Genomic DNA, 22,464 nt, shown 5'->3' with positions numbered 1-22,464 from the left:
CCTTCAGTGTCCCGCCCCGACCTGTCCAACCGTTTCGTCTTCGACGACCCCCGCTACGAGCAACTCGCCATCGAGGGCGAGGCCCAGTACAAGCTCGGCACGCCGTTCAACCACATGGCGTTCGACAACTTCCTGCCCGCGGACATCGCCGAGGCGATGTGGCAGGAGTTCCCCAAGGCGCAGGACATCGAGTGGCACAACTACAACCGGCCGGCCGAGCGCAAACTGGTGTGTGTGGACGAGACCAAGTTCGGCCCGGTGACGCGCCAGATGCTCTACCAGTTCAACTCGGCGCCGTTCCTGCGCTTTCTTGAGAAGGTCACGGGCATCGACAACATGATTGCCGACCCGTCGATGCGTGGGGGTGGCCTGCACCAGACGCCGCGCGGCGGCCTGCTCAAGCTGCACGCCGACTTCAACAAGCACGACCAGAACTTCCTGGACCGCCGCATCAACGTCATCTTCTACATGAACAAGAACTGGAAGGAAGAGTACGGAGGCAGTCTGGAGCTGTGGGACCGCGAAGTCACTTTCTGCGGTGCCAAGATCCTGCCGGTGTTCAACCGCCTGGCCATCTTCTCGCCCACCAGCAACACCTTCCACGGCCATCCGGACCCGCTGACCTGCCCGGAAGGCGACTCGCGCAAGTCGCTGGCGCTGTTCTATTACACGAACGGTCGGCCCGACGAAGAGAAGAACGGAGCGCACACGACCATCTTTGCCGAGCGGCCCAACGAGAAGATCGGCGGCCTGCGCTGGCGCGTGTCGCAGGACTACATGCCGCCGGTGCTGTTCCGGGCCATGCGCCGCTTCCGCGAGCGGCACCTGGCCGGAACGATCCAGAAACGCGGCTGATCAGGCCAGCGTGAGGGTCACGTCGATGTTGCCGCGGGTCGCGTTCGAGTACGGGCAGACCTGGTGGGCGGCGTCGACCAGGGCCTGGGCCTGCGCGCGGTCCATGCCCGGCAGGTGCACCGTCAGGCGCGCCGCGATGCCATAGGCCTGGCCCACCGGGCCCAGGTCCACCTCGGCGTCCACCGCCACATCGGCGGGCACGGCCAGCTTCATCTTGCCGGCCACGGCCTTGATGGCACCGATGAAACAGGCCGAATAGCCGGCCGCGAACAACTGCTCGGGGTTGGTGCCGTTGCCGGGCGCGCCGGGCGGCGTGTGCTTGACGTCCAGCCGGCCATCGTCGGAGCGCGAGGCGCCATCGCGGCCGCCGGTGGTGTGGGTGCGGGCGGTGTACAGGACTTTGTCGAGAGAGGCCATGGTCGGGTCTTTCATGAAATGCTTGCGGAGCAAGCGGGTGGGAGAAGGGTGTCAGGCGCTGAGCCGGTCGCGCAGCGTCTGGATCTGTCGGGTCAGGGCGGTGACCTCATCGAGGTTGCACTGCGCGGCCTGCATCACGCAGGCGGGCAGTCGGGCGGCCCGGACCTTGAGCCGCCGGCCGGCCGCGGTCAGGCGGATCAGCACGCGGCGTTCGTCGGTGGCGTCCCGCAGGCGCGTGACCAGCTCGGCCGCCTCCAGGCGTTTGAGCAGCGGGGTCAGCGTGCCCGAGTCGAGGTGCAGTCGTTCACCGAGCGCCGAGACGGTGTCGCCGTCGCGCTCCCACAGCGCCAGCATCACCAGGTACTGCGGATAGGTCAGGCCCATCGACTCCAGCAGCGGCTTGTACAGCTTGGTCATGGCCAGCGAGGCGGAATAGAGCGCGAAACACAGCTGGTTGTCCAGCAGCAGGGCGCGTTCGTCGAGGGGTGGTGTGGAAGGCATGGGAGAACTGTAGCTGGCAATTTAATTGTTCACAATTTAATTGCCAGAAACCTTTTTGCGGAAAGGGTCAAAACGGAGCGCGATGCCGATCCAGGGCGCCGCGGAACCGGCTCTGCCGTGCCGCCAGTGCCGCCCCCTGGGGGGGACCGGCGCAGCCGGGCGCAGGGGGGTCACACCACCAGCGGTGGGTTCTGCATTTCTTCGATCTGCTCGACCAGCATGTCCACCTGACCCTGCCAGAAGTCGCGCCCGCCGAACCAGGGAAAGTTGATCGGGAAGGCCGGGTCGTCCCAGCGGCGTGCGATCCAGGCGCTGTAGTGCACCAGGCGCAGCGTTCGCAGCGGCTCGATCAAGGCCAGCTCACGCCGGTCGAAATCGCGCATCTGCTCGTAGCCGTCGAGCAGGGCGCCCAGCTGCTGCGTCTGCTGGCGCCGCTCGCCCGAGAGCAGCATCCACAGGTCCTGCACGGCCGGGCCTGTGCGCGCGTCGTCGAGGTCGACGAAGTGCGGCCCGGCGCCGGGCGCGCCTTCGGGCGTCCAGAGGATGTTGCCCGGGTGGCAGTCGCCGTGCAGACGGATGAGTGCGACCGGCTCGCCGCCGTTCGCGGGCCGGACCGGCCTAAGGGCCGGGTGCGACTCGATGATCTGCAGCGCTTCGTCCAGCGTCTGTCGCCAGGCGCTGCGCACCTCGGGCGCCACGGCCTCGTGCTCCAGCAGCCAGTCGCGCGGCTCGTGGCCGAAGCTGGCGGCGTCCAGGGCCGGCCGTTGGGCGAAGGGCCGGGCCGCGCCCACGGTGTGCAGGCGTGCGAGGAAGCGGCCGGTCCATTCCAGCACCTCGAAGTCCTCCAGTTCGGGCCGCCGGCCGCCGCGCCGCGGGCTCACGCTGAACAGGAAGCCACCGTGGCGGTGCAGCGTGCGGCCTTCGATCACCAGAGGCGCAACCACCGGCACATCGGCGGCGGCCAGCTCGGCCGCGAAGGCGTGCTCTTCGAGGATCTGCGCCTCGTTCCAGCGGCCTGGCCGGTAGAACTTGAGCACCACCTGTGCGTGGCCGTCCAGTGGTGTCTCCAGTGCCGCCTGATAGACCCGGTTCTCGTAGCTGCTCAGCGCGGACAGGCGCCCGTCGCCCCACAGGCCGAGGCTGGCCAGCGCGTCCTGCACCACATCGGGTGTGAGGGTTTCGTAGGGGTGTCGCGGGTCGGTGGCGTGCATGCGCCGATTGTGACCGCCTGCGACAATCCGGCCCATGTCCAAAGCCGTCCGCCGCACCCGAGAATCCCCCAGCCTGCAGGAACAGCTGCCCGAACTGCGCGAGGGCCAGTCCATCGAGCTGCTCAAGGAGCTGCACATCCTCACCCGCGAGGGCAGGCTCAACCAGGACACCCGGCGCAAGCTCAAGCAGGTCTACCACCTGGTCCAATTCATCGAGCCGCTGCTGGCCGAGGTGCTGAAGGACCGCGGCGACGTCACCCTGGCCGATCACGGTGCGGGCAAGTCCTACCTGGGCTTCATCCTCTACGACCTGTTTTTCAAGTCGAAGCCGGCCGGATGGGTGTACGGGGTCGAGACGCGCGCCGAGCTGGTGGAGAAGTCGCGCACGCTGGCGCAGCGGCTGGGCTTCTCGCGCATGGGCTTCCTGGCGACGACGGTGCAGCAGGCGCTGGACCATCCCGACCTGCCGGCGCAGATCGATGTGGTGACGGCGCTGCACGCCTGCGACACCGCGACCGACGACGCCATCGCCTTCGGCCTGGCGAAGCAGGCCCGCTTCATGGTGCTGGTGCCGTGTTGCCAGGCCGAGGTGGCCTCGGTGATGCGCCAGCACAAGGCGCTGTCGCTCGCCCGCACGCCGCTGGCGGAACTCTGGCGCCACCCGTTGCACACGCGCGAGTTCGGCAGCCAGATCACCAATGTGCTGCGCTGCCTGCAGCTCGAAGCCCATGGCTACCAGGTCACGGTGACCGAGCTGGTGGGCTGGGAGCACTCGATGAAGAACGAGCTGATCCTGGCGCGCCGGCACGACGGGCCGCAGGGCCAGCGCCAGCGCGCCCGCGAGCGCCTGCTGCAGATCGTCGACGAACTCGGCCTGCAGCCACTGCGCGAGCGCTTCGCGGCCTGAGGCGCCGCGCCTACTTGCCGGCCGGCTTGGCCGCGGGTTTCGCGGGTGCGGTGGCGGCTCCCGCGGTGGCCACCTTCAGACGATCGCCCAGGGCCTTTTCGAGCGCCTGCACTCGGGGCTCGACGGTGGCCCGGGTGTCGGCCACCAGCTTCGCCTGCAGCGACTGCTGCATCTCGGCGCTCAGCTGCTGGTATTTGGCGTAGGCCGGTGACTCCAGCATCGCCACGATCTCGCGCAGCTCTTCTTCGCTGAACTTGCTCTCGAGCACCGAACCGATGGTGGCGGGCGCCAGTTGCTGGGCGCTGCGGCGCACCAGGGGCACGGTGTCCTTGAGGTACTTCTGCAGCTCGGACTGCACTTCCTTGGCAACCGCCTCCTGCCGCTCGGTCGGCACCTTGGCGGCAATGATCTCGGAGGCCCGGTCGGCGAGCACCAGCGCGGGTTCTTCGGTCATGGCCGTGGCGAGCCGCTCGATGCCGCCTTGCTGGAGCTTGAGCACGCGCTGGATCAGGTCCTTCTTGGCCGGGGTGGAGGCCGTGGGTGCCGCCGGTGCGGCGGCGGGGGTGGACTGGGCGTGGGCCGCGAGGGCGGTCAGGGACAGCAGCAGCGGCAGCCCGACGGAACGGGAGAGGGAGAAGCGTTGGGATTGGGTCATGCGGCATGGTAACCCTGCGCATCCCCAGGGGTGTAACCAGACCTATGCCCGGTACAGGGACTGCTCGCTACCATCGCGCGATGGCCCGCAAGCTCCTGTCATCGCGCCTGCTCGCCACCGCCGTGGCGGTGCTGGCAGGGTGCGCCTCGCCGCAGCCTCGCGGAGCCGACGAGGGCGGGCCGGTGGCTGCCTGCCAGCGCTTGCTGCAGCAGCTCGACGAACAGACCGACGCCCACGCCGTGCGCGACGGCGGCGCCACCCGCATTCCCGGGTTTTCCTTCCTGCGGGTCGACCGGCTGCTGGCCTCCTTCCGCGACGAGGCTCTGCAGGACGCAGCGCGCTGGCAGGCCTGGGGCGAACGCCTGCTGGAGCAGGACCTGGTGGCGCGCACGGCCGAGATCCGCAACCTGCCGCCGGCTGCGCCGGAAGCGTTGGGCGCGGCCGGCCGCGCGGCATTGCAGGCTCGCGTGAGCAGCTGCGGCCCCCGGCTCTGGCAGACCCTCTCGGCCGACGAGACGGCCCGGCGGCGGCTGCGCGACGCGGCCGTGGTGCCCGACGACTACAGCGCCGTGCTGCGCACGCTGGGCCTGTACCCGCTGAGCCAGTGGCCGTTCTTCGCGGGGGTCGAACGCGAACTGCGGCACTGGCAAAGCCGCTGGATGACCTCGCCGCCCCCGCAGGCGCCCGGCTGGGTGCGGTACCGGCCCGACGCCGAGACAGTCCCGTCGGGTTCCTGGAGGCCACTGCCGGTGGACGCGCTGGGCATTCCGGCGCCCGATGCAGAGGCCGCCCGCCGTCTGCTGCAGGCCTACGCGCCGGTGCTGCACATCGAGACCCGCTCCGAAGCCGACCGGCCCGGCCGGCTGCGCTGGGGTGAAGGACCGGCACCAGAAGTGCGGACCGGGCAGCCGGTGCTCTACCAGCGCATCGCCTACACCCGATACGGCGACCGGGTGCTGCCGCAACTGGTCTACAGCCTGTGGTTTCCCGAGAGGCCGCCGCGCCACGGGCTGGACCTGCTGGCCGGCCGGGTGGACGCGGTGGTGCTCCGTCTGACCCTGGATGAGCGCGGCCGGCCGCTGATGCTTGACAGCATCCATGGCTGTGGCTGCTACCACCTGTTCCTGCCCGCGCCCACCATGGCGCTGCGCCCGCCGCCTTCCGCGCGCACCGAATGGGCGTTCGTGCCGGCCTCGCTGCCCAGGCTCGCGCCGGGCCAGCGGCTGCGGGTGCACCTGAGCGCCTCCGACCACCAGCTCATCGGCGTGGCCGCCGACGAAGGCGTGGCAGAAGGCGAGGTTCTGCGGCTGGAGGACGAGGACCAGCTGCGCAGCCTGCCCACGCCGGCAGGGGGTCATCGCAGCGCCTTCTGGTCCAATGGGATCATGCCGGGCACCGAGCGCGGCGAACGGGCCCTGTTCTGGCCCATGGGCATCGAGAGCCCTGGCGCGATGAGGCAGTGGGGGCGGCACCCGACGGCCTTTGTCGGGCGGCGCCATTTCGACGATCCGCGCCTGCTGGAACAGCGTTTCCACCGGCGTCAAGAGGCCGGCGCCCCCTGAGGGGGTTTCGTCCTGTTACATGACATCCCCCTCCGGGGGTGGTACACCCGGGGGCCGGGGCGTCGCCCCCACCTTCTTCTTCTGCATGGTGACCGACTTTCCCTTCCTTCTCCAGTCCATGGCCTGGCCCCTGGTGCTGCTGCTCGCCTGGTACTTGGGCGAGCGCCTGCACGAATGGGCCAACCTGCCGCGGGTGACCAGCTACGTGGCGGTGGGCCTGGTGGCCAGCCTGATCAACCTGCCGGGCCTGACCGACGCGGTGCCGGGCCTGCCCTTCCTGGCCAACGTGGCGCTGTCGCTGATCCTGTTCGAGCTGGGCTACCGCATCCACCTGCGCTGGTTCCGGCACAACCCCTGGGTGCTGGCGCTGGGGCTGGTGGAGTCGGTGCTGACCTTCGCCACGGTGTACTGGGTGTCCGGCCTGTTCGCGCTGCCGGTGGACACGCGGCTGATCGTCGCGGCGCTGTCGGTGTCCGCCTCGCCCGCAGGCATCGTGCGGGTGGCCAACGAGCTGCGCAGCGCCGGCCAGGTGACCGAGCGCGTGCTGCACCTGTGCGCGATCAACTGCCTGGTGGCGGTGCTGGCGCTCAAGCTGGTCATCGGCTACTGGCACCTTGCGACCTCGGGCGACCTCGTGCTGGCCGCCTTCGGCAGCGTGCACGTGCTGGTCACCTCGGTCGCCGTGGGGGCCCTGCTGGGCGTGGGCATGCCCGCGCTGCTGCGCAGCCAGCGCATCCAGGAGCGCGACGTGACCCTGGTCTTCGCGCTGGCGGTGGTGCTGCTGACCACCATGGCCTACGGTCTCAAGCTCTCGCCGCTGCTGGCGGCGCTGACCTTCGGCATCGTGGCGCGCGAGCGCCGCGTGCACCTGACCAATGCGCAGCGCGGCTTCGGCACTGCTGGTGACCTGCTGACCCTGTTCCTGTTCGTCTACATCGCGGCCCTGCTGGACTGGAGCGACATCGGTGGTGGCGTGCTGCTCGGACTGGCGCTGATCTTCACCCGCATCGCCACCAAGGTGGTGTGCAATGTGGCCGCGGCCCGCCTCTCGGGCAGCACCGAGCGCAAGGGCCTGCTGACCGGCCTGGCGCTCACGCCGATGTCGGCCTTCGCCATCCTGCTGCTGGAGCAGAGCCGCCTCTACGGCTTCGAACCTGCGCGCCAGGTGCTGATGGCCCTGGCCTTCATGATGATGCTGCAGGAGCTGTTCGGCCCGCTGGTCACCCAGCGCGCCCTGCAGGCGGCGCGCGAAACGCATGTGACCCGGGAGTGACGCAGACATGCCGCTGGAAACCTTCAAGGCCTCCGAGTCGCTCACGCTGGGTGTCGAACTCGAACTGCAGCTGGTCAACACCTACGACATGGACCTCTCCAGCAGCGCCAACGACCTGCTGGAGTTGCTGCGGCGCAAGCCTTTCCCTGGTGTGGTGACGCCCGAGATGACACAGAGCATGATCGAGATCGCCACCGACGTGCAGCACCTGCACGGCCCGCTGCTGGCGCAGCTGCGCGAGATCCGCGACACCCTGGTGCACGCGGGCGACCGGCTCAACATCGCGCTGGCCGGGGGCGGCACACACCCGTTCCAGCGCTGGTTCGAGCAGCGCATCTTCTCCAAGCCGCGCTTCGAGCAGCTCTCGGGGCTCTACGGGTATCTCGCCAAGCAGTTCACCGTGTTCGGACAGCACGTGCACGTGGGCTGCAGCTCACCCGACGAGGCGCTGTTCCTGCTGCACTCGCTCAACCGCTACGTGCCGCACTTCATCGCTCTGTCGGCGTCCTCGCCGTTCTTCCAGGGCGTGGACACGCTGTTCGACTCGGCGCGCCTGAACTCGGTGTTCGCCTTCCCGCTGTCGGGCCGCGCCCCCTTCACGCTCAGCTGGGACGAGTTCTCCAACGTGTACTTCACCAAGATGGAGAGCACGGGCGTGGTCAAGTCCATGAAGGACTTCTACTGGGACATCCGGCCCAAGCCCGAGTACGGCACCATCGAACTGCGGGTGTGCGACACGCCGCTGACGGTGGAGCGCGCCGCCGCGCTGGCCTGTTACCTGCAGTGCCTGTGCCGCCACCTCCTGCAGCGCGACGAATCGCCGCCGGTCGAGGACGACTACCTCGTCTACACCTACAACCGCTTCCAGGCCTGTCGCTTCGGTCTGGACGGCATGATGGTCAATCCCAAGACGCGCGAGCAGATCAGCATCCGCGAGGACATCCTCGCGACGCTGCGCAAGCTCGGCCACCACGCCGACGTGCTGGAGGCCCAGGCCGCGCTGGACGAGGTCGAGCGCACGGCGGCGCGCGATGGCAACCACGCCACCTGGCTGCGCCGGCGCTACGCCGAGAGCGGCAGCGTGCAGGGCGTGGTGGCGGCGGCGGTGGACGCGCTGCGCGGCTGAGCGGGGTTGCGCGGCGGGCGATCTGCTCGCGCGAGAACTGACAGGTGATTGCCGTTCTTCTCACCCCTTGTCAGGCAATTTCCTACAACGCGAATGGCGTGGCGCCGACTTAACGGTTTGAAACAGGATCAATACAGTCTGTCACATCGACAAACGACTTGTTTTCACCCCGTTTTCCCCAGGACACCGCCATGAACTCCACCGCCAGCCTCAACCCCTTCGTCCTCATGCTTGACCCGGAAGCCGTGATCACGGCGATGGAAAGCAGCCGCGATCTGCGTGGCCTGCGCCACCGCGTGTGCCGCCCGCTGGACAAGCCCCTGATCCCGATCACCCACCGCACCCTCACGCAGCGCTCGGCCGTCCGCGCCTACGACGCCGCGATCGACAACGAGGCCTTCATGGACTCGGGCGTCGAGTTCTACGCCACAGCCCAGCCGGCCCTGCAGCACGCGGTGCACTGATCACTTCGCAAAGCGTTTGCGGGTCAGCGCCAGCGCGACCCAGAACGCGCCGACCGCGTAGACCGCCAGCACCGTCAGGTGCACCAGGGGCCGATCGGGCCACTGGTCCATGAACAGGGGGCGCACCAGCGCGACGGCATTGGTCAGCGGCAGCCATTCGGAGATGGCGCGCACCAGACCCGGCAGCTGTTCCCGGGGAAAGAAGACACCGGAGAGAAACATCATCGGTGTCAGGAACAGCGTGAAGTAGTAGGTGAAGAAGTCGTAGCCCTGGGCCAGCGCGTTGAACACCAGGGCGATGCACGAGAAGGTGATGCCCACCAGCAGCAGCACCGGCAGCACCAGCAGGAGTTTGGTCGAGTGGCTGATGCCCAGCGCGAGCATCACGCCCAGGATGGCCAGCACCGTGAACAGGGCCTTGAAGGCCGCCCACAGCATCTCGGCCAGCACCACGTCGTCCAGCCGCACCGGCGCGTTCATGATGCCGTCCCAGGTCTTCTGCACGTGCATGCGCGAGAACGCCGAGTACAGCGCCTCGAAGCTGGCCGCGTTCATCGCACTCATGCAGATGCTGCCGCTGGCCAGGAAGAGGATGTAGGGCACGGCCTGCTGCCCCTGCGGCGTGGACAGGCTCACCTGGCCCACCAGCGCGCCCATGCCGTAGCCGAAGGCCACCAGCCACATCAGCGGCTCGGCGATGTTGCCGACCAGGCTGGGCAGCGCCAGCTTCTTCCAGACCAGCAGGTTGCGCTGGAAGACGGGCCACCAGCGCATGGACAGTTTCGGTGCAGACCAGTGAGCGTGTGCAGAATTCATCAGCCGTCTTCCCGTATTTGTCTGCCGGTCAGCTTCAGGAACAGGTCTTCCAGGTTGGCAGGCCGGTGCAGCGTGCGCAGATCGTGCATCGGCGCCAGTGCCTGCAGCAGGGGCCGTGCATCCCGCGTGTAGAAGAACACGGTTTCGCCGCTGACCTCGACACGCCCGGCCAGTGCCCGCAGGGCCGCGTGTTCCGGCGCGTCGTGCAGCGCCAGCGCACCGGCGCCATAAACCTCCACCACCTCGGGCTCCAGGTGCTGCGCGATCAGCTCGCGCGGCCGGCCCTCGGCGATCTTGCGGCCATGGTCGAGCACCAGCAGGCGCGAACACAGGCGCTCGGCCTCGTCCATGAAGTGGGTGGTCAGCAGGATGCTCTTGCCTTGCTGCAGCAGCAGCTGCAGGCGCTCCCACATCAGGTGCCGGGCCTGCGGGTCCAGACCGGTGGTGGGCTCGTCGAGCAGCAGCAGCTGCGGGTCGTTCACCAGCGCGCGCGCCAGCGACAGGCGCCGCTTCATGCCGCCGGAGAGCTCGCCCGGCTTGGCGTCGGCCTTGTGCGACAGGGCCGCAAACTCCAGCAGCTTCGGAATGCGCGCGCGGATGGTGGCGTCCTTCAGACCGAAATAGCGGCCGTAGACCAGCAGGTTCTCGGCGCAGGAGAAGTCCGGGTCCAGCGTGTCCATCTGGCTGACCACGCCCAGCCGCTGCTTGACCGCCAGCGCCTCCTGCGGCATGGGCAGGCCAAAGGCGCCGACCTCGCCCGTGTCCGGTGCCGTCAGCCCCAGGCACATGCGGATGGTGGTGGTCTTGCCAGCGCCGTTCGGTCCGATCACGCCCAGGCATTCGCCCGGCGCGATGCCGAAGGAGAGGCGGTCGACCACCGTCTGGCCGCCGTAGCGCTTGACCAGCTCCCGGCACTCGAACAGGAATTCGCTCATGGCGGCCGATTGTGCCGTGCCCGCTGTGCCCTTGAGGGCCGAAGTGGCGTGTGAAAACGGCCGTCCTACAATGCCGGCTCCCGGCCGAACGGTCGTCAGACGCCGCGTCCGGCGCGCTCCAAAGTGTCCCTTCCCCCAGCCGTCGCCCTGCAATACCTGTTGCCCAAGACCGCGGTCACGCGCTTCGCCGGCTGGTGCGCCCACTCGCGCGCCACCTGGTGGACGCACAACGTGATTCCTTGGTTCATCAAGCGCTACGGCGTCAACATGGACGAGGCCGTCAACTCCGATCCGCGCAGCTACGCCAGCTTCAACGAATTCTTCACCCGCCCACTGCGGTCCGGCGTGCGGCCGCTGGCGCCCGAAGGCTTTGTCTGCCCGGTGGACGGCGCGATCAGCCAGTTCGGCGACATCAAGGAGGACCAGATCTTCCAAGCCAAGGGCCACCGCTACAGCACACGCGCCCTGGTGGGCGGCAACGCCGGCCTGGCGGCGCAGTTCCGCGGCGGCTCGTTCGCCACGATCTACCTCAGCCCCAAGGACTACCACCGCATCCACATGCCCTGCAGCGCGCGGCTGCGGCGCATGATCTATGTGCCGGGTGAGCTGTTCTCGGTGAACCCGCTGACGGCGGCGCACGTGCCCGGTCTGTTTGCGCGCAACGAGCGCGTGGTTTGCGTGTTCGATGTGCCGCACGGTGTCCAAGGCGAGACCCGCCCGTTCGCCCTGGTGCTGGTGGGCGCCACCATCGTCGGCAGCATGGCCACGGTCTGGCATGGAGTGGTCAACCCACCGCGTACCGGCACGGTGCGCGAATGGACCTACGACGACGAGCCCTGCCTGCTGCAGCGCGGTGAGGAGATGGGCTGCTTCCTGCTGGGCTCCACGGTCGTGATGCTCTGGCCCAGGAAAACCATCGATTTCAACCCGCGCTGGGCGGCCGGGCGCACGGTTCGCATGGGCGAGGCCATGGGCCTCGCCGCCCCCTGACTTTCATCGAGGACACACATGACCACGCTGGGCACCCCCCTCTCGCCTTCGGCCACCCGCGTCATGCTGCTGGGCAGCGGCGAACTCGGCAAGGAGGTGCTGATCGCCCTGCAGCGCCTGGGCGTGGAGACCATCGCCGTCGACCGCTACGAGAACGCGCCGGGCCAGCAGGTGGCGCACCACGCGCGCACCATCACCATGAGCGACCCCGGTCAGCTGAAGGCGCTGATCGAGGCCGAGCGTCCGCACCTCGTGGTGCCCGAGATCGAGGCCATCGCCACGCCCATGCTGGAGCAGCTGGAAGCTGCGGGCACGGTGACGGTGATCCCGACCGCGCGCGCCGCGCGCCTGACCATGGACCGCGAAGGCATCCGCCGCCTGGCGGCCGAGACCTTGGGCCTGCCGACCAGCCCGTACCGGTTCTGCGACTCGCTGGCCGAGCTGCAGGCCGCCATCGACGCCGGCATCGGCTACCCCTGCATCGTCAAGCCAGTGATGAGCAGCTCGGGCAAGGGCCAGAGCAAGATCGACGGCCCGGCCGACGTGCAGAAGGCCTGGGACTACGCCATGGCCGGCGGGCGCGTGAGCCACGGCCGCGTGATCGTCGAAGGCTTCATCGACTTCGACTACGAGATCACCCAGCTGACGGTGCGCGCCAAGGGCGCCGGTGGCGAGACGGACACCCACTTCTGTGAACCCATCGGCCACGTGCAGGTCAGCGGCGACTATGTGGAGAGCTGGCAGCCCATGGCCATGCGCCCCGAGGCCATCGAGAAGTCGCGCCAGATCGCCAAGGCGGTGACCGACAACCTCGGCGGCCTGGGTCTGTTCGGCGTGGAGCTGTTCGTCAAGGGCGAACAGGTCTGGTTCAGCGAGGTCAGCCCGCGTCCGCACGACACCGGCCTCGTGACCCTGTGCACCCAGCACCAGAGCGAGTTCGAGCTGCACGCCCGCGCCATCCTGGGCCTGCCGGTGGACACGAGCCTGCGCAACCCCGGCGCCAGCGCCGTGATCTACGGCGGCGTCGAGGCCCAGGGCATCGTGTTCGACGGGATCGACGAAGCGCTGCGTGTGCCGGGCACCGACCTGCGCCTGTTCGGCAAGCCCGAGAGCTTCACCAGGCGCCGCATGGGCGTGGCGCTGGCGCGGGCGCAGGACACCGACACCGCACGGGCCAACGCCAAGCTGGCCGCAGGCAAGGTCAGGCCCCGCAAGGCCTGAACTCACTCGTGCCTTAGCGCATCGATGGGATTGAGGCGCGCCGCGCGCCGCGCCGGGAAATAGCCGAACAGCACGCCGATGGCGGCGGAAAACAGGAAGCTCAGCAGGTTCACGCCGATGTTGAACTGGTAGGGCACGTCCATCACCGCCGACAGCGCCACCGAGGCGCCGGTGGCCAGCACGATGCCCACCAGGCCGCCCAGCGCAGCCAGCACCACGGCCTCGATCAGGAACTGCAGCAGCACCTCGCGCTCCAGGGCGCCGATGGCCAGCCGCAGCCCGATCTCGCGGGTGCGCTCGGTCACGCTCACCAGCATGATGTTCATGATGCCGATGCCGCCCACCAGCAGGCTCACCGCGGCCACGGCGCCCAGCAGCATGGTCATGATCTTCGTCGTGCCCGACAGTGTCTCGGCCAGCTGCTTGGTGTCGAGCACGTTGAAGTTGTCCTCGTCGGCTTCGGCCAGCTTGCGGCGTTCGCGCAGCAGCTGGGTGATGGACGCGGTCACGCGCGCGGCGTCGGCGCCGTCGCTCATCGAGACCAGCAGGGTGTTGACGCGGGTGTGGCCGACGATGCGTCGCTGCAGGGTCTTGATCGGCATCAGCACCATGTCGTCCTGGTCGTTGCCGAAGGCGCCCTGGCCCTTGGAGCCCAGCGTGCCGATGACCTCGCAGCTCATGGCCTTGATCCGCAGCTGCGCACCCACCGCGCTGGTGCTGCCGAACAGCTCGCGCTGCACCGTCTGGCCGATCAGGCAGACCGCGCCGCCCGCGCGCAGCTCGTCGTCGCTGAAATTGCGGCCGTCGGCGATCTTCCAGTTGCCGGTGACCAGCCAGTCGTTGGTGCTGCCGATCACGCTGGAATTCCAGTTGCGGCCGTTGGCCACCAGCGTGGTTCCGGTGCGGGCCTCGGGCGCGACCGCCACGATGCCGCTGACCTGGCCCACGATGGCTTCGCCGTCGCTTTCCTTGAACGCGGGCGCGCCGGCACCGCCGCCGCCCGGGCCCATGCGCTGGCCGGGCCGCACCTGCAGCAGGTTGGTGCCCAGGCCGGCGATCTGGTTCTGCACCGCCGCGGTGGCGCCATTGCCCACGGTGACCATGGTGATCACGGCACTCACGCCGATCACGATGCCCAGGATGGTGAGGAAGGAGCGCAGCAGGTTGCGCCGGATCGAGCGCAGCGCGAGGATCAGGGTGTTGAGCCACATCTCAGGCCTCCTGTCCCGCGTCGTTGCGCAGGGCGTGGGCCGGCTGCAGCGCCACCGGGTGCGGGTTGCGCTCGTCGCTCGCGACCACGCCGTCCACGAAGCGCACGATGCGCCGGGCGTAGGCCGCCATGTCGGGCTCGTGCGTGACCATCAGCACGGTGATGCCCTGCTCGGCGTTCAGGCGCCACAGCAGCTCCATGATCTCCTGGCTGCGCTGGGTGTCGAGGTTGCCGGTGGGCTCGTCGGCCAGCAGCACCTGGGGCTCGGTCACGATGGCGCGCGCAATGGCCACGCGCTGCTGCTGGCCGCCGGAGAGCTCGCCCGGCGTGTGGTGCTCCCAGCCTTTGAGTCCGACCTTCTCCAGCGCCGCTTGCGCCGCCGAGTGGCGCAGCGCCGCGGGTTCGCCGCGGTAGACCAGGGGCAGTTCGACGTTCTCCTGCGCGGAGGTGCGCGCCAGCAGATGGAAGCCCTGGAACACGAAGCCGAAGTAGCGCCGGCGGAGCCGGGCGCGCTGGTCGCGCGACAGCGCTTCCACGTGCACGCCGCGGAACAGGTACTCGCCGGTGGTGGGCACGTCCAGGCAGCCCAGGGTGTTCATCGCGGTCGACTTGCCCGAACCGCTGGGGCCCATGATGGCCACGAAGTCGCCCTGCCGGATGTCGAGGTCCACGCCCTTGAGCGCCTGGAAGGCGGTGTTGCCTTCGCCATAGGTCTTGGTGATGCCGCGCAGGCGGATGAGCGGCTTGTCGCTCACGGCGCCGCCCCGCTGCGTTGTTCGGTGATCACGGCCATGCCTTCCGCGAGGCCCTCGCCGCTGACCTCGGTGTTGCGCCCGTCGCTGATGCCGGTGTGGACCTCCTTGGCCACGGGCTGGCCGTTGTCCAGCACCCAGATCTGGCGCGGGCCGCCGCCGCGGCGGTCCATGCCGGCGGTCTTGGGCCGGGCGGTGCTGGGCGGGCGCGGCATCATCTTCGAGAGGATGCCGCCGCCACCGGCGGACGCAGCGCCGCTGGCCGAGGCCGGCGAATAGCGCAGCGCGGTGTTGGGCACCAGCAGCACACCCTTGGCTTCCTTGGCCACGATGGTCGCGGCCGCGGTCATGCCGGGGCGCAGGCTTAGGTCTGCGTTGTCGACGTTGAGCGTGGTGGTGTAGGTGACGACGTTGTCGGTCTTGGTCGATCCGAAGGCCACACGCTGGATGGTGGCCGGGTAGCGCCGCGCGGGGAAGGCGCTGACCGTGAACGTCGCTTTCTGGTCGACCTTGACATTGCCCACGTCCGCCTCGTCCACCGACACATCCAGCTTGAGCTGGGCCAGGTCTTCGGCCAGCGTGAACAGGGTGACCGCCTGCAGTGAGGCGGCCACCGCGTTGCCCGGGTCGACCGAGCGCGAGAGCACCACGCCGTTGATGGGCGAGCGGATCGAGGCCTTGGACAGGTTGGTCTCGTTGGTCGACAGCGCGGCGCGGGCTTCGTTGACCGAGGCCCGGGCAGCGGCTTCGGCGGCCACGGCACGGTCCACGGCGGCCTTGGCACTGTCCAGTTCGGTGGCCGAGGGCACCTTGCCACCCGACAGGCGCGCGACCTCTTCGAAGCGCGCGAGCGTGGCGCGGGCTTCGCGGGCCGTGGCGCCGGCCTGGGCGAGCTGCGCCTGGGCCGAGGCCAGGCCGGCGCGCGCCTGCGTCACCTGGTCCTGCAGCTTGGCGGTGTCCAGCTCGACCAGCACCTGTCCGGCCTTCACGCGGTCGTTCACGTCCACCAGCACGCGCTTGACCGTGCCCGAGAGTTCGCTGCCCACGTTGACCGAACGGGTCGGCTGCAGCGTGCCGTTGGCCGCGACCGTGAGCGTGATGTCGCCGGTCTTCAGCGGCTCGGTCACGTAGACCGGCGCGGCCTTGGCGTTCTTCTGCGACTGCCACACATAGAGGCCGCCGCCGGCCAGCACCAGCACCGCGACCACGATCCAGGTCGAGGCGCGCTGCCACCAGCGGGGCGGACGGTCGTTGCCCAGCAGGTCCTGGACGTCGGCGGGGGTGGGGGTTTTCTTGGCGTTCATGGTGATGGGGAGCAAGCGGTCAGCGGGCGGCGTTCGGTGCGGCGGTGTCCGGCGTCCATCCGCCACCCAGGGCCTTGTAGAGGCGCACATGGCCGGTGGCGAGCGAAGCCTGGGCGCTGGCCACGCTGTCCTGCGCGGACAGCAGGGTGCGCTGGGTGTCGAGCACGGTGCGGAAGTCGATCAGGCCGCTCTGGTAGCGCTGGCGGGCCAGCAGCTCGGCGTTCACGGCCGCGTCCGCGGCGGTCTGCAGGCGGGCCAGGCGCTCCAGGTCGCCCCGGATGGCGACGAGCGCATCCTCCACGTCCTGCAGCGCGGTGAGCACCGTGCTGGCGTAGCTGGCGCGCGCCTGTTCCAGCGCCGCCTCCTGCGCGCGCACCTGGGCCTTCGCCGCGCCGCCGTCCAGCAGCGGCACCGACACGCTGGCCAGCAGCGAGCGCAGCACCGAAGCGCCATCGGTCAGTGTGCCCAGTGTGAGTGCGGACAGGCCGAGCGAGCCGCCGAGCCGGAAGCTCGGGTAGCGCGCGGCGTCGGCGGCCGCCACCCGCGCCAGTGCGGCGCTGATGCGGTGTTCGGCGGTGCGCACGTCGGGGCGCTGGCGCAGGGTTTCGGCCGGCAGCGAGAGCGCGATGTCGGCGGGCGGCTGCGGCACGGGCGCCACCGGGCCCAGCGTGGCGTCCAGTGCGCCGGGTGCCTGGCCGGTCAGGACCGCGAGCGCGTGGCGGGCCTGGGCCAGGCTGGTCTGCAGCGCGGGGATCTGCGCCTGGGTCTGCGCCTGCGCGGCGATGGCCTGTTCGAGGTCGAGCGAGGAGGCCAGGCCGGCCTGTACCCGCCATCGCGTGATCTGCAGCGTCTCGGATTGGGCGGCCAGGTTGCGCTGCGCAATGTCCAGCCGCGACTGCAGGCCACGCAGCTCGATCAGCGAGGCGGCGACTTCGGCCGCCAGCGACACCTGCACATCGGCCAGGCTGGTTTCGGACGCACGGGCGTCCGCCTCGCTGGCGGCCAGGCTGGCGCGGTGGCCGCCGAAGACGTCGGGCTCCCAGCTGGCGTCGAAGCCGGCCTGGAAGCGGTTGCTGGCATCGGCCGTCCCCGATCGGCTGCGCTGGGCCGAGCCTGAGGCGCTGAGCGAGGGGCCGTTGTTCGCCTGCTGCACGTCGCGCTGGGCCCGCGCCTGCTGCAGCGCGGCCTGTGCGCTGCGCACGCCGGGGTTGGCCTGAAGTGCCTGGGTGACGAGTCCGCCCAGGGCCGGGTCGTTGAAGCGCTGCCACCACTGGGCCAGCGCGGTGGACGAGGGCTGGTTGGTGGTGGCTCCGGTGGACCAGGTGGCCGGCACGGTCACACCGGGTGTCCCAGGGGCGGGCGCTGCATTCGGGGTGGCACAGCCCCCCAGCAGGGCGGCCGCGCACAGGCCCAGCAGGAGCGCAACGGGGCGGGGCCGTGACGGAGGAGCAAAGGTCATCGGTTCGTTCATGGCGTGGTGCCGGCAGACCGGCTGGAGACCGATTGTGCGCAGGCGCCCCGAAGGGACCGTGACCGGTGTGTGAAGTTCCGGTAAAGCGCCTGCCTTACTGGAACGCCACCTCGGCGAAGCTGCGCAGCTTGCGGCTGTGCAGCTGGTCGACCCCGCCGGTGCGCAGCAGTTCCACCGCGCGGATGCCGATGCGCAGGTGCTGGTCCACGCGCTCGCGGTAGAAGTGGTTGGCCATGCCGGGTAGCTTGATCTCGCCGTGCAGGGGTTTGTCGCTCACGCACAGCAGGGTGCCATAGGGCACGCGGAATCGGAAGCCGTTGGCCGCGATGGTGGCGCTCTCCATGTCCAGCGCGACGGCACGCGATTGCGAGAAGCGCCGTTGCGGCGTGTTGTCCGGCAGCAGTTCCCAGTTGCGGTTGTCGGTGCTGGCCACCGTGCCGGTGCGCATGATGCGTTTGAGTTCCTGCGGCGGCACGCCGGTCACGTCGGCCACGGCCTGCTCCAGCGCGACCTGGATTTCGGCCAGCGCGGGAATCGGCACCCACAGCGGCAGTTCTTCGTCCAGCACGTGGTCCTCTCGCACGTAGGCGTGGGCCAGCACGTAATCGCCCAGCTGCTGGCCGTTGCGCAGGCCGGCGCAGTGGCCCAGCATCAGCCAGGCGTGCGGGCGCAGCACGGCGATGTGGTCGGTGATGGTCTTGGCATTCGCCGGGCCGACGCCGATGTTGACCATGGTGATGCCCGAACGGTCCTGCCGCAGCAGGTGGTAGGCCGGCATCTGCGGCAGGCGCGGCAGGGCCTTGCCCAGCGCGTCGATGGCCTCGGCCGACAGACCGGTGCGGCGCGTGACCAGGTTGCCCGGCTCGACGAAGGCGATGTAGTCGCTGCGCGGGTCGGCCATTTCGGCATGGCCGAGCTTGATGAACTCGTCGATGTAGAACTGGTAGTTGGTGAACAGCACGAAGTTCTGGAACCAGTCGGGCGAGGTGCCACTGTAGTGGCGCAGGCGCTGCAGCGAGTAGTCCACGCGCGGGCCGGTGAACAGGGACAGCGGGTGCGGCTCGCCGGGCTTGGGCTCGTGCGTGCCGTTGGCGATGCCGTCGTCCATCGCGGTGAGGTCGGGCAGGTCGAACACGTCGCGCATCAGGGCGCGGCGCTCCACGCTCATCTCGCCTTCCACGTGCTCGTGCTCGGCGAATGAGAAGTGGATCGGGATCGGCTGCGTGCTGGTGCCGACTTCGAGCTTTCCGTCGTGGTTGGACAGCAGCAGCCGGAATTGCTCCATGTAGTAGTCGCCGTAGAGGTCGGGGCGGGTGAGCGTGGTCTCGAAGCGGCCCGGTCCCGCGACGAAGCCGTAGCTCAGCCGGCTCTGCAGCCCGGCTTCCTGGCGCGAGACGCTGCGCGAGTGCAGCCGCACGAACGGGTAGCAGGCGCGGATGCGGGCACCCCCCGGTTCGGTGCCGGCCACGAAGTCGTGCATGGCCTCACGCAGGAAGGCGACGCTGCTGTCGTAGATGTGCTGCACCTGGGCCAGCGCGGCGGCCGGCTCGTCGAACAGCTGGGGGGCGATGAAGGTGGGGGATTTGTGCATGGGGGTTATTGTGACCACCCCGTGCCGCTGTGCGGCCTCCCCCTTCTCTTCGCCTGCGGCGGGGAGGGGGACGCACCCTGTGGCCCGGCGGAGCCGTGTTCCACGGGGGCCCTGAAAAGGCCCGCGGTCCGGCGGATCGGCTTACCTGTTGACCGGTTCGCGCATGGTCACGAACTCTTCGGCCGCCGTCGGGTGGATGCCGATGGTGCTGTCGAACACCGTCTTGGTGGCGCCGGCCTTCATGGCCACCGCAAAGCCCTGCACGATCTCGCCGGCCTCTGCACCCACCATGTGCAGGCCCACCACGCGGTCGCTGGCGGTGTCCACGATCAGCTTCATCAGCGTGCGCTCGCTGCTGCCGGAGAGCGTGTGCCTGAGCGCCTTGAACTCACTACGGAACACCGTGATGGCGCCGAACTGCTCGCGCGCCTGCGCCTCGCTGTAGCCGACGGTGCCGATGTTCGGGTGGGTGAACACGGCGGTGGGGATGAACTCATAGCCCATGCTGCGCGGCGGCTTGCCCGGGGCGGGGCCGAACAGCTGGTCGACCACCACCATGGCTTCGCCCAGCGCCACCGGCGTGAGCTGCACCCGGTTGGTCACGTCGCCCACGGCCCGGATGCTGGGCACGTTGGTGCGGTAGTGCGCGTCCACGATCACCTCGCCCTGAGCGCCCTGCGCCACACCGACCGCCTCCAGCCCCAGGCCCTGCACGTTCGGCTTGCGGCCGGTGGCGTAGAGCACGGCATCGGCCATGACGGTGTTGCCGTCCTCCAGTTCGGCGCGCAGGCCTTCGGTGGTCTTGCGGATGTCCACCACACCGGCGTTCAGGCGCAGGTCCACGCCGGATTTCTGCATTTCGCCGGCCACGAAGTGGCGGATCTCGTCGTCGAAGCCGCGCAGCACCTGCTCGCCGCGGTACAGCTGGGTGACTTTTGATCCCAGGCCATTGAAGATGGACGCGAACTCGCAGGCGATGTAGCCGCCACCGACCACCAGCAGGCGCTGCGGGAAGGGTTCGAGGTCGAACACCTCGTTGGAGGTGATGACATGCTCGCGCCCGGTGAAGTGCGGCACGAAGGGGGTGCCGCCGGTGGCAATCAGGATGTGGGCGGCGGTGAAGGACTGGTGACCGGGCGAGCCGTCGGCGTTCAGCGTGGCCACGGTCACGGCGTGCGGACCGTCGATGCGCGCGAAGCCGTTGATGACCGTGACGCCCGAGCCGCGCAGCAGGTTGGCGTAGACGCCGTTCAGGCGCGAGATTTCCTTCGCACGGTTGGTCTTGAGCGTGGACCAGTTCAGGACGGGTTTCTCGCCTTCCCAGCCGAAGCCGTGCGACTCCTCGAAGGCATCGGCGTAGTGCGCCGCATAGCTGTAGAGCTTCTTGGGAATGCAGCCCACGTTCACGCAGGTGCCGCCCAGGCCCTCGGTGCCAAGGGTTTCGGCCATCGCGACGCGGGCGCCGCGCCCGGCGGCCATGCGGGCGGCGCGCACGCCGCCGCTGCCGCCACCGATGACGAAGAGGTCGAAGTCGAAAGAACTCATGGCTTCAGGTGCAGGACAGGAAGCCGGTCAGTGTACGGGGCCACCCGCTGGCACCTCGCGTGCAGGGGCTCTCAGGCGAGCGCGCGCACCTCGTCCTGGGCCATCACGCGCCGCCGCGCCATCTCGCGGCCCATGCCGACGGTGTCGATGCCGGCGAGCCGCTTGCGGGCCTCCGGGTAGGCCAGCGACTCCTCAAGCAGGATGTGGTCGAGGTAGAGCGCCTCAAACACCTCCAGCGCGTGCCGCAACTCCGCGGGGTCGAACCAGAGGTTGCCGTTGGTCGCGGCCTCCAGCGAGGGTGCGATCTGGATCCAGTTTTCCTCCAGCCAACCGTGGTCCTGGATCAGGTGCTCGGCCGCCTGCACCACCTCGGCGTCCTGGCTGGCCAGCAGCGCCGGGAAGATGTGTTTCTCTTCGTCCAGATGGTGTTGGCGCGCCTCGGTGTTGAAATAGTTCAGCACACGGCGGGCCAGCGCCCGGTTGGCCGCGTTCAGCCCGTCGGACTCGATGGCATCCACCAGCCCGTGCAACTGCTTCACCTGGCCCTGGATGTCCTTGTGGGTGCTGTCGAGGAATTCGAAGATCGCGATGGAGACGGGGGCGGCGCTCATGGTGGACTCCTTGATGACGTGCAATCCATTCTGGAGATGTGGCGCCGCCGCCCATTGATCTGCCTCAAGAAATGGCTCCCCCCGCGCCGCCTTCGCCGTCACCCCCCAGGGGGCGGCACTGGCGGCCCGGCGAAGCCGGTTCCGCGGTGCCCTGGACCCACTTCCCTTCCGGCACGGGGGGATCAGTACGTGTACACGCCTTTGCCGGTCTTGCGGCCCAGCCAGCCAGCGGCGACCATTTCCTTGAGCAGCGGGGCCGGGCGGTACTTGCTGTCGTTGAACTCGGCCATGTAGACGTTCATCACGGCCAGGCAGACGTCCAGACCGATCATGTCGGCCAGCGCCAGCGGGCCGATGGGCTGGTTGGTGCCCAGCTTCATGCCGGCGTCGATGTCCTCGGCCGTGGCCACGCCCTCGGCCAGCACGAAGAAGGCCTCGTTGATCATGGGCACCAGGATGCGGTTGACCACGAAGCCGGGCGCGTTCTTCACCGTGATCGGCGTCTTGCCCAGGGCCTCGGCCAGCGCCTTGACGGCGCCGTGCGTGGCGTCGCTGGTCTGCAGGCCGCGGATGATCTCCACCAGCGCCATCATGGGCACCGGGTTGAAGAAGTGCATGCCGATGAATTTGTCCGAACGCTTCGTCGCCGCGGCCAGCTTGGTGATGCTGATCGAGCTGGTGTTGGTGGCCACGATCACCTCGGGCGCGAGGATGTCATCGAGCTGCTGAAGGATCTTGACCTTCAGGCCTTCGTTCTCGGTCGCGGCCTCGATGACCAGCTGGGCGCCCTTGAGGTCGTCGTAGCTGGTCGAGCCCTGGATGAGCGCCAGCGCCGCGGCCTTGCCTTCGGCGGTCAGCTTCTCTTTCTTGATCAGGCGGTCCAGGCTGCCGGCCACGGTGGCCAGGCCCTTGTCCACCGCGGCCTGGGCCACGTCGACCATGACCACGCGGATGCCGCTGACGGCGCAGGCCTGCGCGATGCCGTTGCCCATGGTGCCGGCGCCGATGATGCCGACGGTCTGGATGCTGCTCATGTGGGAATCACTC

General features: G+C 69.2%; 22 protein-coding genes. 8 read left to right on the top strand and 14 right to left on the bottom strand.

The window, feature by feature from the left end:
- Positions 1-6 precede the first annotated feature (6 nt).
- Positions 7-855 (top strand): 2OG-Fe(II) oxygenase, encoded by an 849-nt coding sequence (locus RCO38_RS12420; RefSeq protein ID WP_308328625.1) that lies wholly within the window; start codon positions 7-9, stop codon positions 853-855.
- Here the strand turns inward: RCO38_RS12420 and RCO38_RS12415 are convergent, their stop codons facing one another.
- From RCO38_RS12415 to RCO38_RS12405, 3 genes are all read right to left on the bottom strand, one after another.
- Positions 856-1,272: an organic hydroperoxide resistance protein gene (locus RCO38_RS12415; protein WP_308328828.1), complete on the bottom strand. Its 417-nt coding sequence runs from the start codon at positions 1,270-1,272 to the stop codon at positions 856-858.
- A 51-nt stretch (positions 1,273-1,323) separates the two neighbouring features.
- Positions 1,324-1,773: a MarR family winged helix-turn-helix transcriptional regulator gene (locus tag RCO38_RS12410; protein ID WP_308328624.1), complete on the bottom strand. Its 450-nt coding sequence runs from the start codon at positions 1,771-1,773 to the stop codon at positions 1,324-1,326.
- A gap of 170 nt (positions 1,774-1,943) precedes the next feature.
- Positions 1,944-2,984, bottom strand: a complete 1,041-nt coding sequence (locus RCO38_RS12405) for a serine/threonine protein kinase (protein WP_308328623.1) — start codon at positions 2,982-2,984, stop codon at positions 1,944-1,946.
- Between the two features lie 34 nt (positions 2,985-3,018).
- Here RCO38_RS12405 and RCO38_RS12400 point away from each other — a divergent pair, with 34 nt between their 5' ends.
- Positions 3,019-3,891, top strand: a complete 873-nt coding sequence (locus RCO38_RS12400; protein WP_308328622.1) for a class I SAM-dependent methyltransferase — start codon at positions 3,019-3,021, stop codon at positions 3,889-3,891.
- 10 nt (positions 3,892-3,901) lie between these two features.
- On the opposite strand, the gene RCO38_RS12395 is transcribed toward RCO38_RS12400, so the two are convergent.
- Positions 3,902-4,546 carry a hypothetical protein gene (locus RCO38_RS12395; RefSeq protein WP_308328621.1) on the bottom strand — a complete coding sequence of 215 codons (645 nt, stop codon included), beginning with the start codon at positions 4,544-4,546 and terminating at the stop codon, positions 3,902-3,904.
- An 80-nt stretch (positions 4,547-4,626) separates the two neighbouring features.
- Here RCO38_RS12395 and RCO38_RS12390 point away from each other — a divergent pair, with 80 nt between their 5' ends.
- The 4 genes from RCO38_RS12390 (at position 4,627) to RCO38_RS12375 (ending at position 8,971) form a co-directional block, all read left to right on the top strand.
- A complete protein-coding gene (locus tag RCO38_RS12390) occupies positions 4,627-6,108 on the top strand; it encodes a hypothetical protein (protein WP_308328620.1) in 1,482 nt (493 codons plus the stop codon).
- Positions 6,109-6,127: 19 nt separating this feature from the next.
- Complete coding sequence (locus RCO38_RS12385) at positions 6,128-7,381, top strand: cation:proton antiporter (protein WP_308328619.1); 1,254 nt, start codon at positions 6,128-6,130, stop codon at positions 7,379-7,381.
- A gap of 7 nt (positions 7,382-7,388) precedes the next feature.
- The gene (locus RCO38_RS12380; protein ID WP_308328618.1) at positions 7,389-8,507 is read left to right on the top strand and encodes a YbdK family carboxylate-amine ligase; all 1,119 of its coding nucleotides are present in this window, start codon (positions 7,389-7,391) and stop codon (positions 8,505-8,507) included.
- A gap of 191 nt (positions 8,508-8,698) precedes the next feature.
- Positions 8,699-8,971: a hypothetical protein gene (locus tag RCO38_RS12375; RefSeq protein WP_308328617.1), complete on the top strand. Its 273-nt coding sequence runs from the start codon at positions 8,699-8,701 to the stop codon at positions 8,969-8,971.
- Here RCO38_RS12375 and RCO38_RS12370 read toward each other — a convergent pair whose 3' ends face one another.
- A complete protein-coding gene (locus RCO38_RS12370) occupies positions 8,972-9,787 on the bottom strand; it encodes an ABC transporter permease (RefSeq protein ID WP_308328615.1) in 816 nt (271 codons plus the stop codon).
- Positions 9,787-10,722, bottom strand: coding sequence for an ATP-binding cassette domain-containing protein (locus tag RCO38_RS12365; RefSeq protein WP_308328614.1), 936 nt, complete (start codon positions 10,720-10,722; stop codon positions 9,787-9,789). Before RCO38_RS12365 ends, RCO38_RS12370 begins: the two co-directional genes overlap by 1 nt.
- A 123-nt stretch (positions 10,723-10,845) precedes the next feature.
- On the opposite strand from RCO38_RS12365, the gene asd reads away from it, so the two are divergent.
- Together asd and purT are read left to right on the top strand one after the other, a co-directional pair.
- The gene (gene asd, locus RCO38_RS12360; protein WP_308328613.1) at positions 10,846-11,712 is read left to right on the top strand and encodes an archaetidylserine decarboxylase; all 867 of its coding nucleotides are present in this window, start codon (positions 10,846-10,848) and stop codon (positions 11,710-11,712) included.
- An 18-nt stretch (positions 11,713-11,730) separates the two neighbouring features.
- Complete coding sequence (gene purT / locus RCO38_RS12355) at positions 11,731-12,933, top strand: formate-dependent phosphoribosylglycinamide formyltransferase (protein WP_308328612.1); 1,203 nt, start codon at positions 11,731-11,733, stop codon at positions 12,931-12,933.
- 2 nt (positions 12,934-12,935) lie between these two features.
- On the opposite strand, the gene RCO38_RS12350 is transcribed toward purT, so the two are convergent.
- From RCO38_RS12350 to RCO38_RS12315, 8 genes are all read right to left on the bottom strand, one after another.
- A complete protein-coding gene (locus RCO38_RS12350) occupies positions 12,936-14,144 on the bottom strand; it encodes an ABC transporter permease (protein WP_308328611.1) in 1,209 nt (402 codons plus the stop codon).
- A gap of 1 nt (position 14,145) precedes the next feature.
- Complete coding sequence (locus RCO38_RS12345; RefSeq protein WP_308328610.1) at positions 14,146-14,898, bottom strand: ABC transporter ATP-binding protein; 753 nt, start codon at positions 14,896-14,898, stop codon at positions 14,146-14,148.
- Positions 14,895-16,199 (bottom strand): efflux RND transporter periplasmic adaptor subunit, encoded by a 1,305-nt coding sequence (locus RCO38_RS12340; RefSeq protein ID WP_308328609.1) that lies wholly within the window; start codon positions 16,197-16,199, stop codon positions 14,895-14,897. Before RCO38_RS12340 ends, RCO38_RS12345 begins: the two co-directional genes overlap by 4 nt.
- A 19-nt stretch (positions 16,200-16,218) precedes the next feature.
- Positions 16,219-17,670: an efflux transporter outer membrane subunit gene (locus RCO38_RS12335; protein WP_308328607.1), complete on the bottom strand. Its 1,452-nt coding sequence runs from the start codon at positions 17,668-17,670 to the stop codon at positions 16,219-16,221.
- A 94-nt stretch (positions 17,671-17,764) separates the two neighbouring features.
- Positions 17,765-19,261, bottom strand: a complete 1,497-nt coding sequence (locus RCO38_RS12330) for an AMP nucleosidase (protein WP_308328606.1) — start codon at positions 19,259-19,261, stop codon at positions 17,765-17,767.
- Positions 19,262-19,402: 141 nt separating this feature from the next.
- A complete protein-coding gene (gene gorA / locus RCO38_RS12325) occupies positions 19,403-20,806 on the bottom strand; it encodes a glutathione-disulfide reductase (protein ID WP_308328605.1) in 1,404 nt (467 codons plus the stop codon).
- 71 nt (positions 20,807-20,877) lie between these two features.
- Positions 20,878-21,417, bottom strand: coding sequence for a hemerythrin domain-containing protein (locus RCO38_RS12320; RefSeq protein WP_308328604.1), 540 nt, complete (start codon positions 21,415-21,417; stop codon positions 20,878-20,880).
- A 182-nt stretch (positions 21,418-21,599) separates the two neighbouring features.
- The gene (locus tag RCO38_RS12315) at positions 21,600-22,451 is read right to left on the bottom strand and encodes a 3-hydroxybutyryl-CoA dehydrogenase (protein WP_308328603.1); all 852 of its coding nucleotides are present in this window, start codon (positions 22,449-22,451) and stop codon (positions 21,600-21,602) included.
- Positions 22,452-22,464 lie beyond the last annotated feature (13 nt).

The sequence above is a fragment of the Hydrogenophaga pseudoflava genome (genome assembly GCF_031020795.1).
In the GTDB taxonomy this organism is placed as follows: domain Bacteria; phylum Pseudomonadota; class Gammaproteobacteria; order Burkholderiales; family Burkholderiaceae_C; genus Hydrogenophaga; species Hydrogenophaga pseudoflava_A.
The sequence above is the reverse complement of the archived record's forward strand: the minus strand, read 5'-3'. Positions and strand labels throughout refer to the sequence as shown.

Excerpts from the sequence above, each read along its gene's own strand:
- RCO38_RS12415 (WP_308328828.1), bottom strand. The coding sequence starts at position 1,272 with ATGGCCTCTCTCGACAAAGTCCTGTACACCGCCCGCACCCACACCACC.
- RCO38_RS12410 (WP_308328624.1), bottom strand. The coding sequence starts at position 1,773 with ATGCCTTCCACACCACCCCTCGACGAACGCGCCCTGCTGCTGGACAAC.
- RCO38_RS12405 (WP_308328623.1), bottom strand. The coding sequence starts at position 2,984 with ATGCACGCCACCGACCCGCGACACCCCTACGAAACCCTCACACCCGAT.
- RCO38_RS12400 (WP_308328622.1), top strand. The coding sequence starts at position 3,019 with ATGTCCAAAGCCGTCCGCCGCACCCGAGAATCCCCCAGCCTGCAGGAA.
- RCO38_RS12395 (WP_308328621.1), bottom strand. The coding sequence starts at position 4,546 with ATGACCCAATCCCAACGCTTCTCCCTCTCCCGTTCCGTCGGGCTGCCG.
- RCO38_RS12390 (WP_308328620.1), top strand. The coding sequence starts at position 4,627 with ATGGCCCGCAAGCTCCTGTCATCGCGCCTGCTCGCCACCGCCGTGGCG.
- RCO38_RS12385 (WP_308328619.1), top strand. The coding sequence starts at position 6,128 with ATGACATCCCCCTCCGGGGGTGGTACACCCGGGGGCCGGGGCGTCGCC.
- RCO38_RS12380 (WP_308328618.1), top strand. The coding sequence starts at position 7,389 with ATGCCGCTGGAAACCTTCAAGGCCTCCGAGTCGCTCACGCTGGGTGTC.
- RCO38_RS12375 (WP_308328617.1), top strand. The coding sequence starts at position 8,699 with ATGAACTCCACCGCCAGCCTCAACCCCTTCGTCCTCATGCTTGACCCG.
- RCO38_RS12370 (WP_308328615.1), bottom strand. The coding sequence starts at position 9,787 with ATGAATTCTGCACACGCTCACTGGTCTGCACCGAAACTGTCCATGCGC.
- RCO38_RS12365 (WP_308328614.1), bottom strand. The coding sequence starts at position 10,722 with ATGAGCGAATTCCTGTTCGAGTGCCGGGAGCTGGTCAAGCGCTACGGC.
- purT (WP_308328612.1), top strand. The coding sequence starts at position 11,731 with ATGACCACGCTGGGCACCCCCCTCTCGCCTTCGGCCACCCGCGTCATG.
- RCO38_RS12350 (WP_308328611.1), bottom strand. The coding sequence starts at position 14,144 with ATGTGGCTCAACACCCTGATCCTCGCGCTGCGCTCGATCCGGCGCAAC.
- RCO38_RS12340 (WP_308328609.1), bottom strand. The coding sequence starts at position 16,199 with ATGAACGCCAAGAAAACCCCCACCCCCGCCGACGTCCAGGACCTGCTG.
- RCO38_RS12335 (WP_308328607.1), bottom strand. The coding sequence starts at position 17,670 with ATGAACGAACCGATGACCTTTGCTCCTCCGTCACGGCCCCGCCCCGTT.
- RCO38_RS12330 (WP_308328606.1), bottom strand. The coding sequence starts at position 19,261 with ATGCACAAATCCCCCACCTTCATCGCCCCCCAGCTGTTCGACGAGCCG.
- gorA (WP_308328605.1), bottom strand. The coding sequence starts at position 20,806 with ATGAGTTCTTTCGACTTCGACCTCTTCGTCATCGGTGGCGGCAGCGGC.
- RCO38_RS12320 (WP_308328604.1), bottom strand. The coding sequence starts at position 21,417 with ATGAGCGCCGCCCCCGTCTCCATCGCGATCTTCGAATTCCTCGACAGC.
- RCO38_RS12315 (WP_308328603.1), bottom strand. The coding sequence starts at position 22,451 with ATGAGCAGCATCCAGACCGTCGGCATCATCGGCGCCGGCACCATGGGC.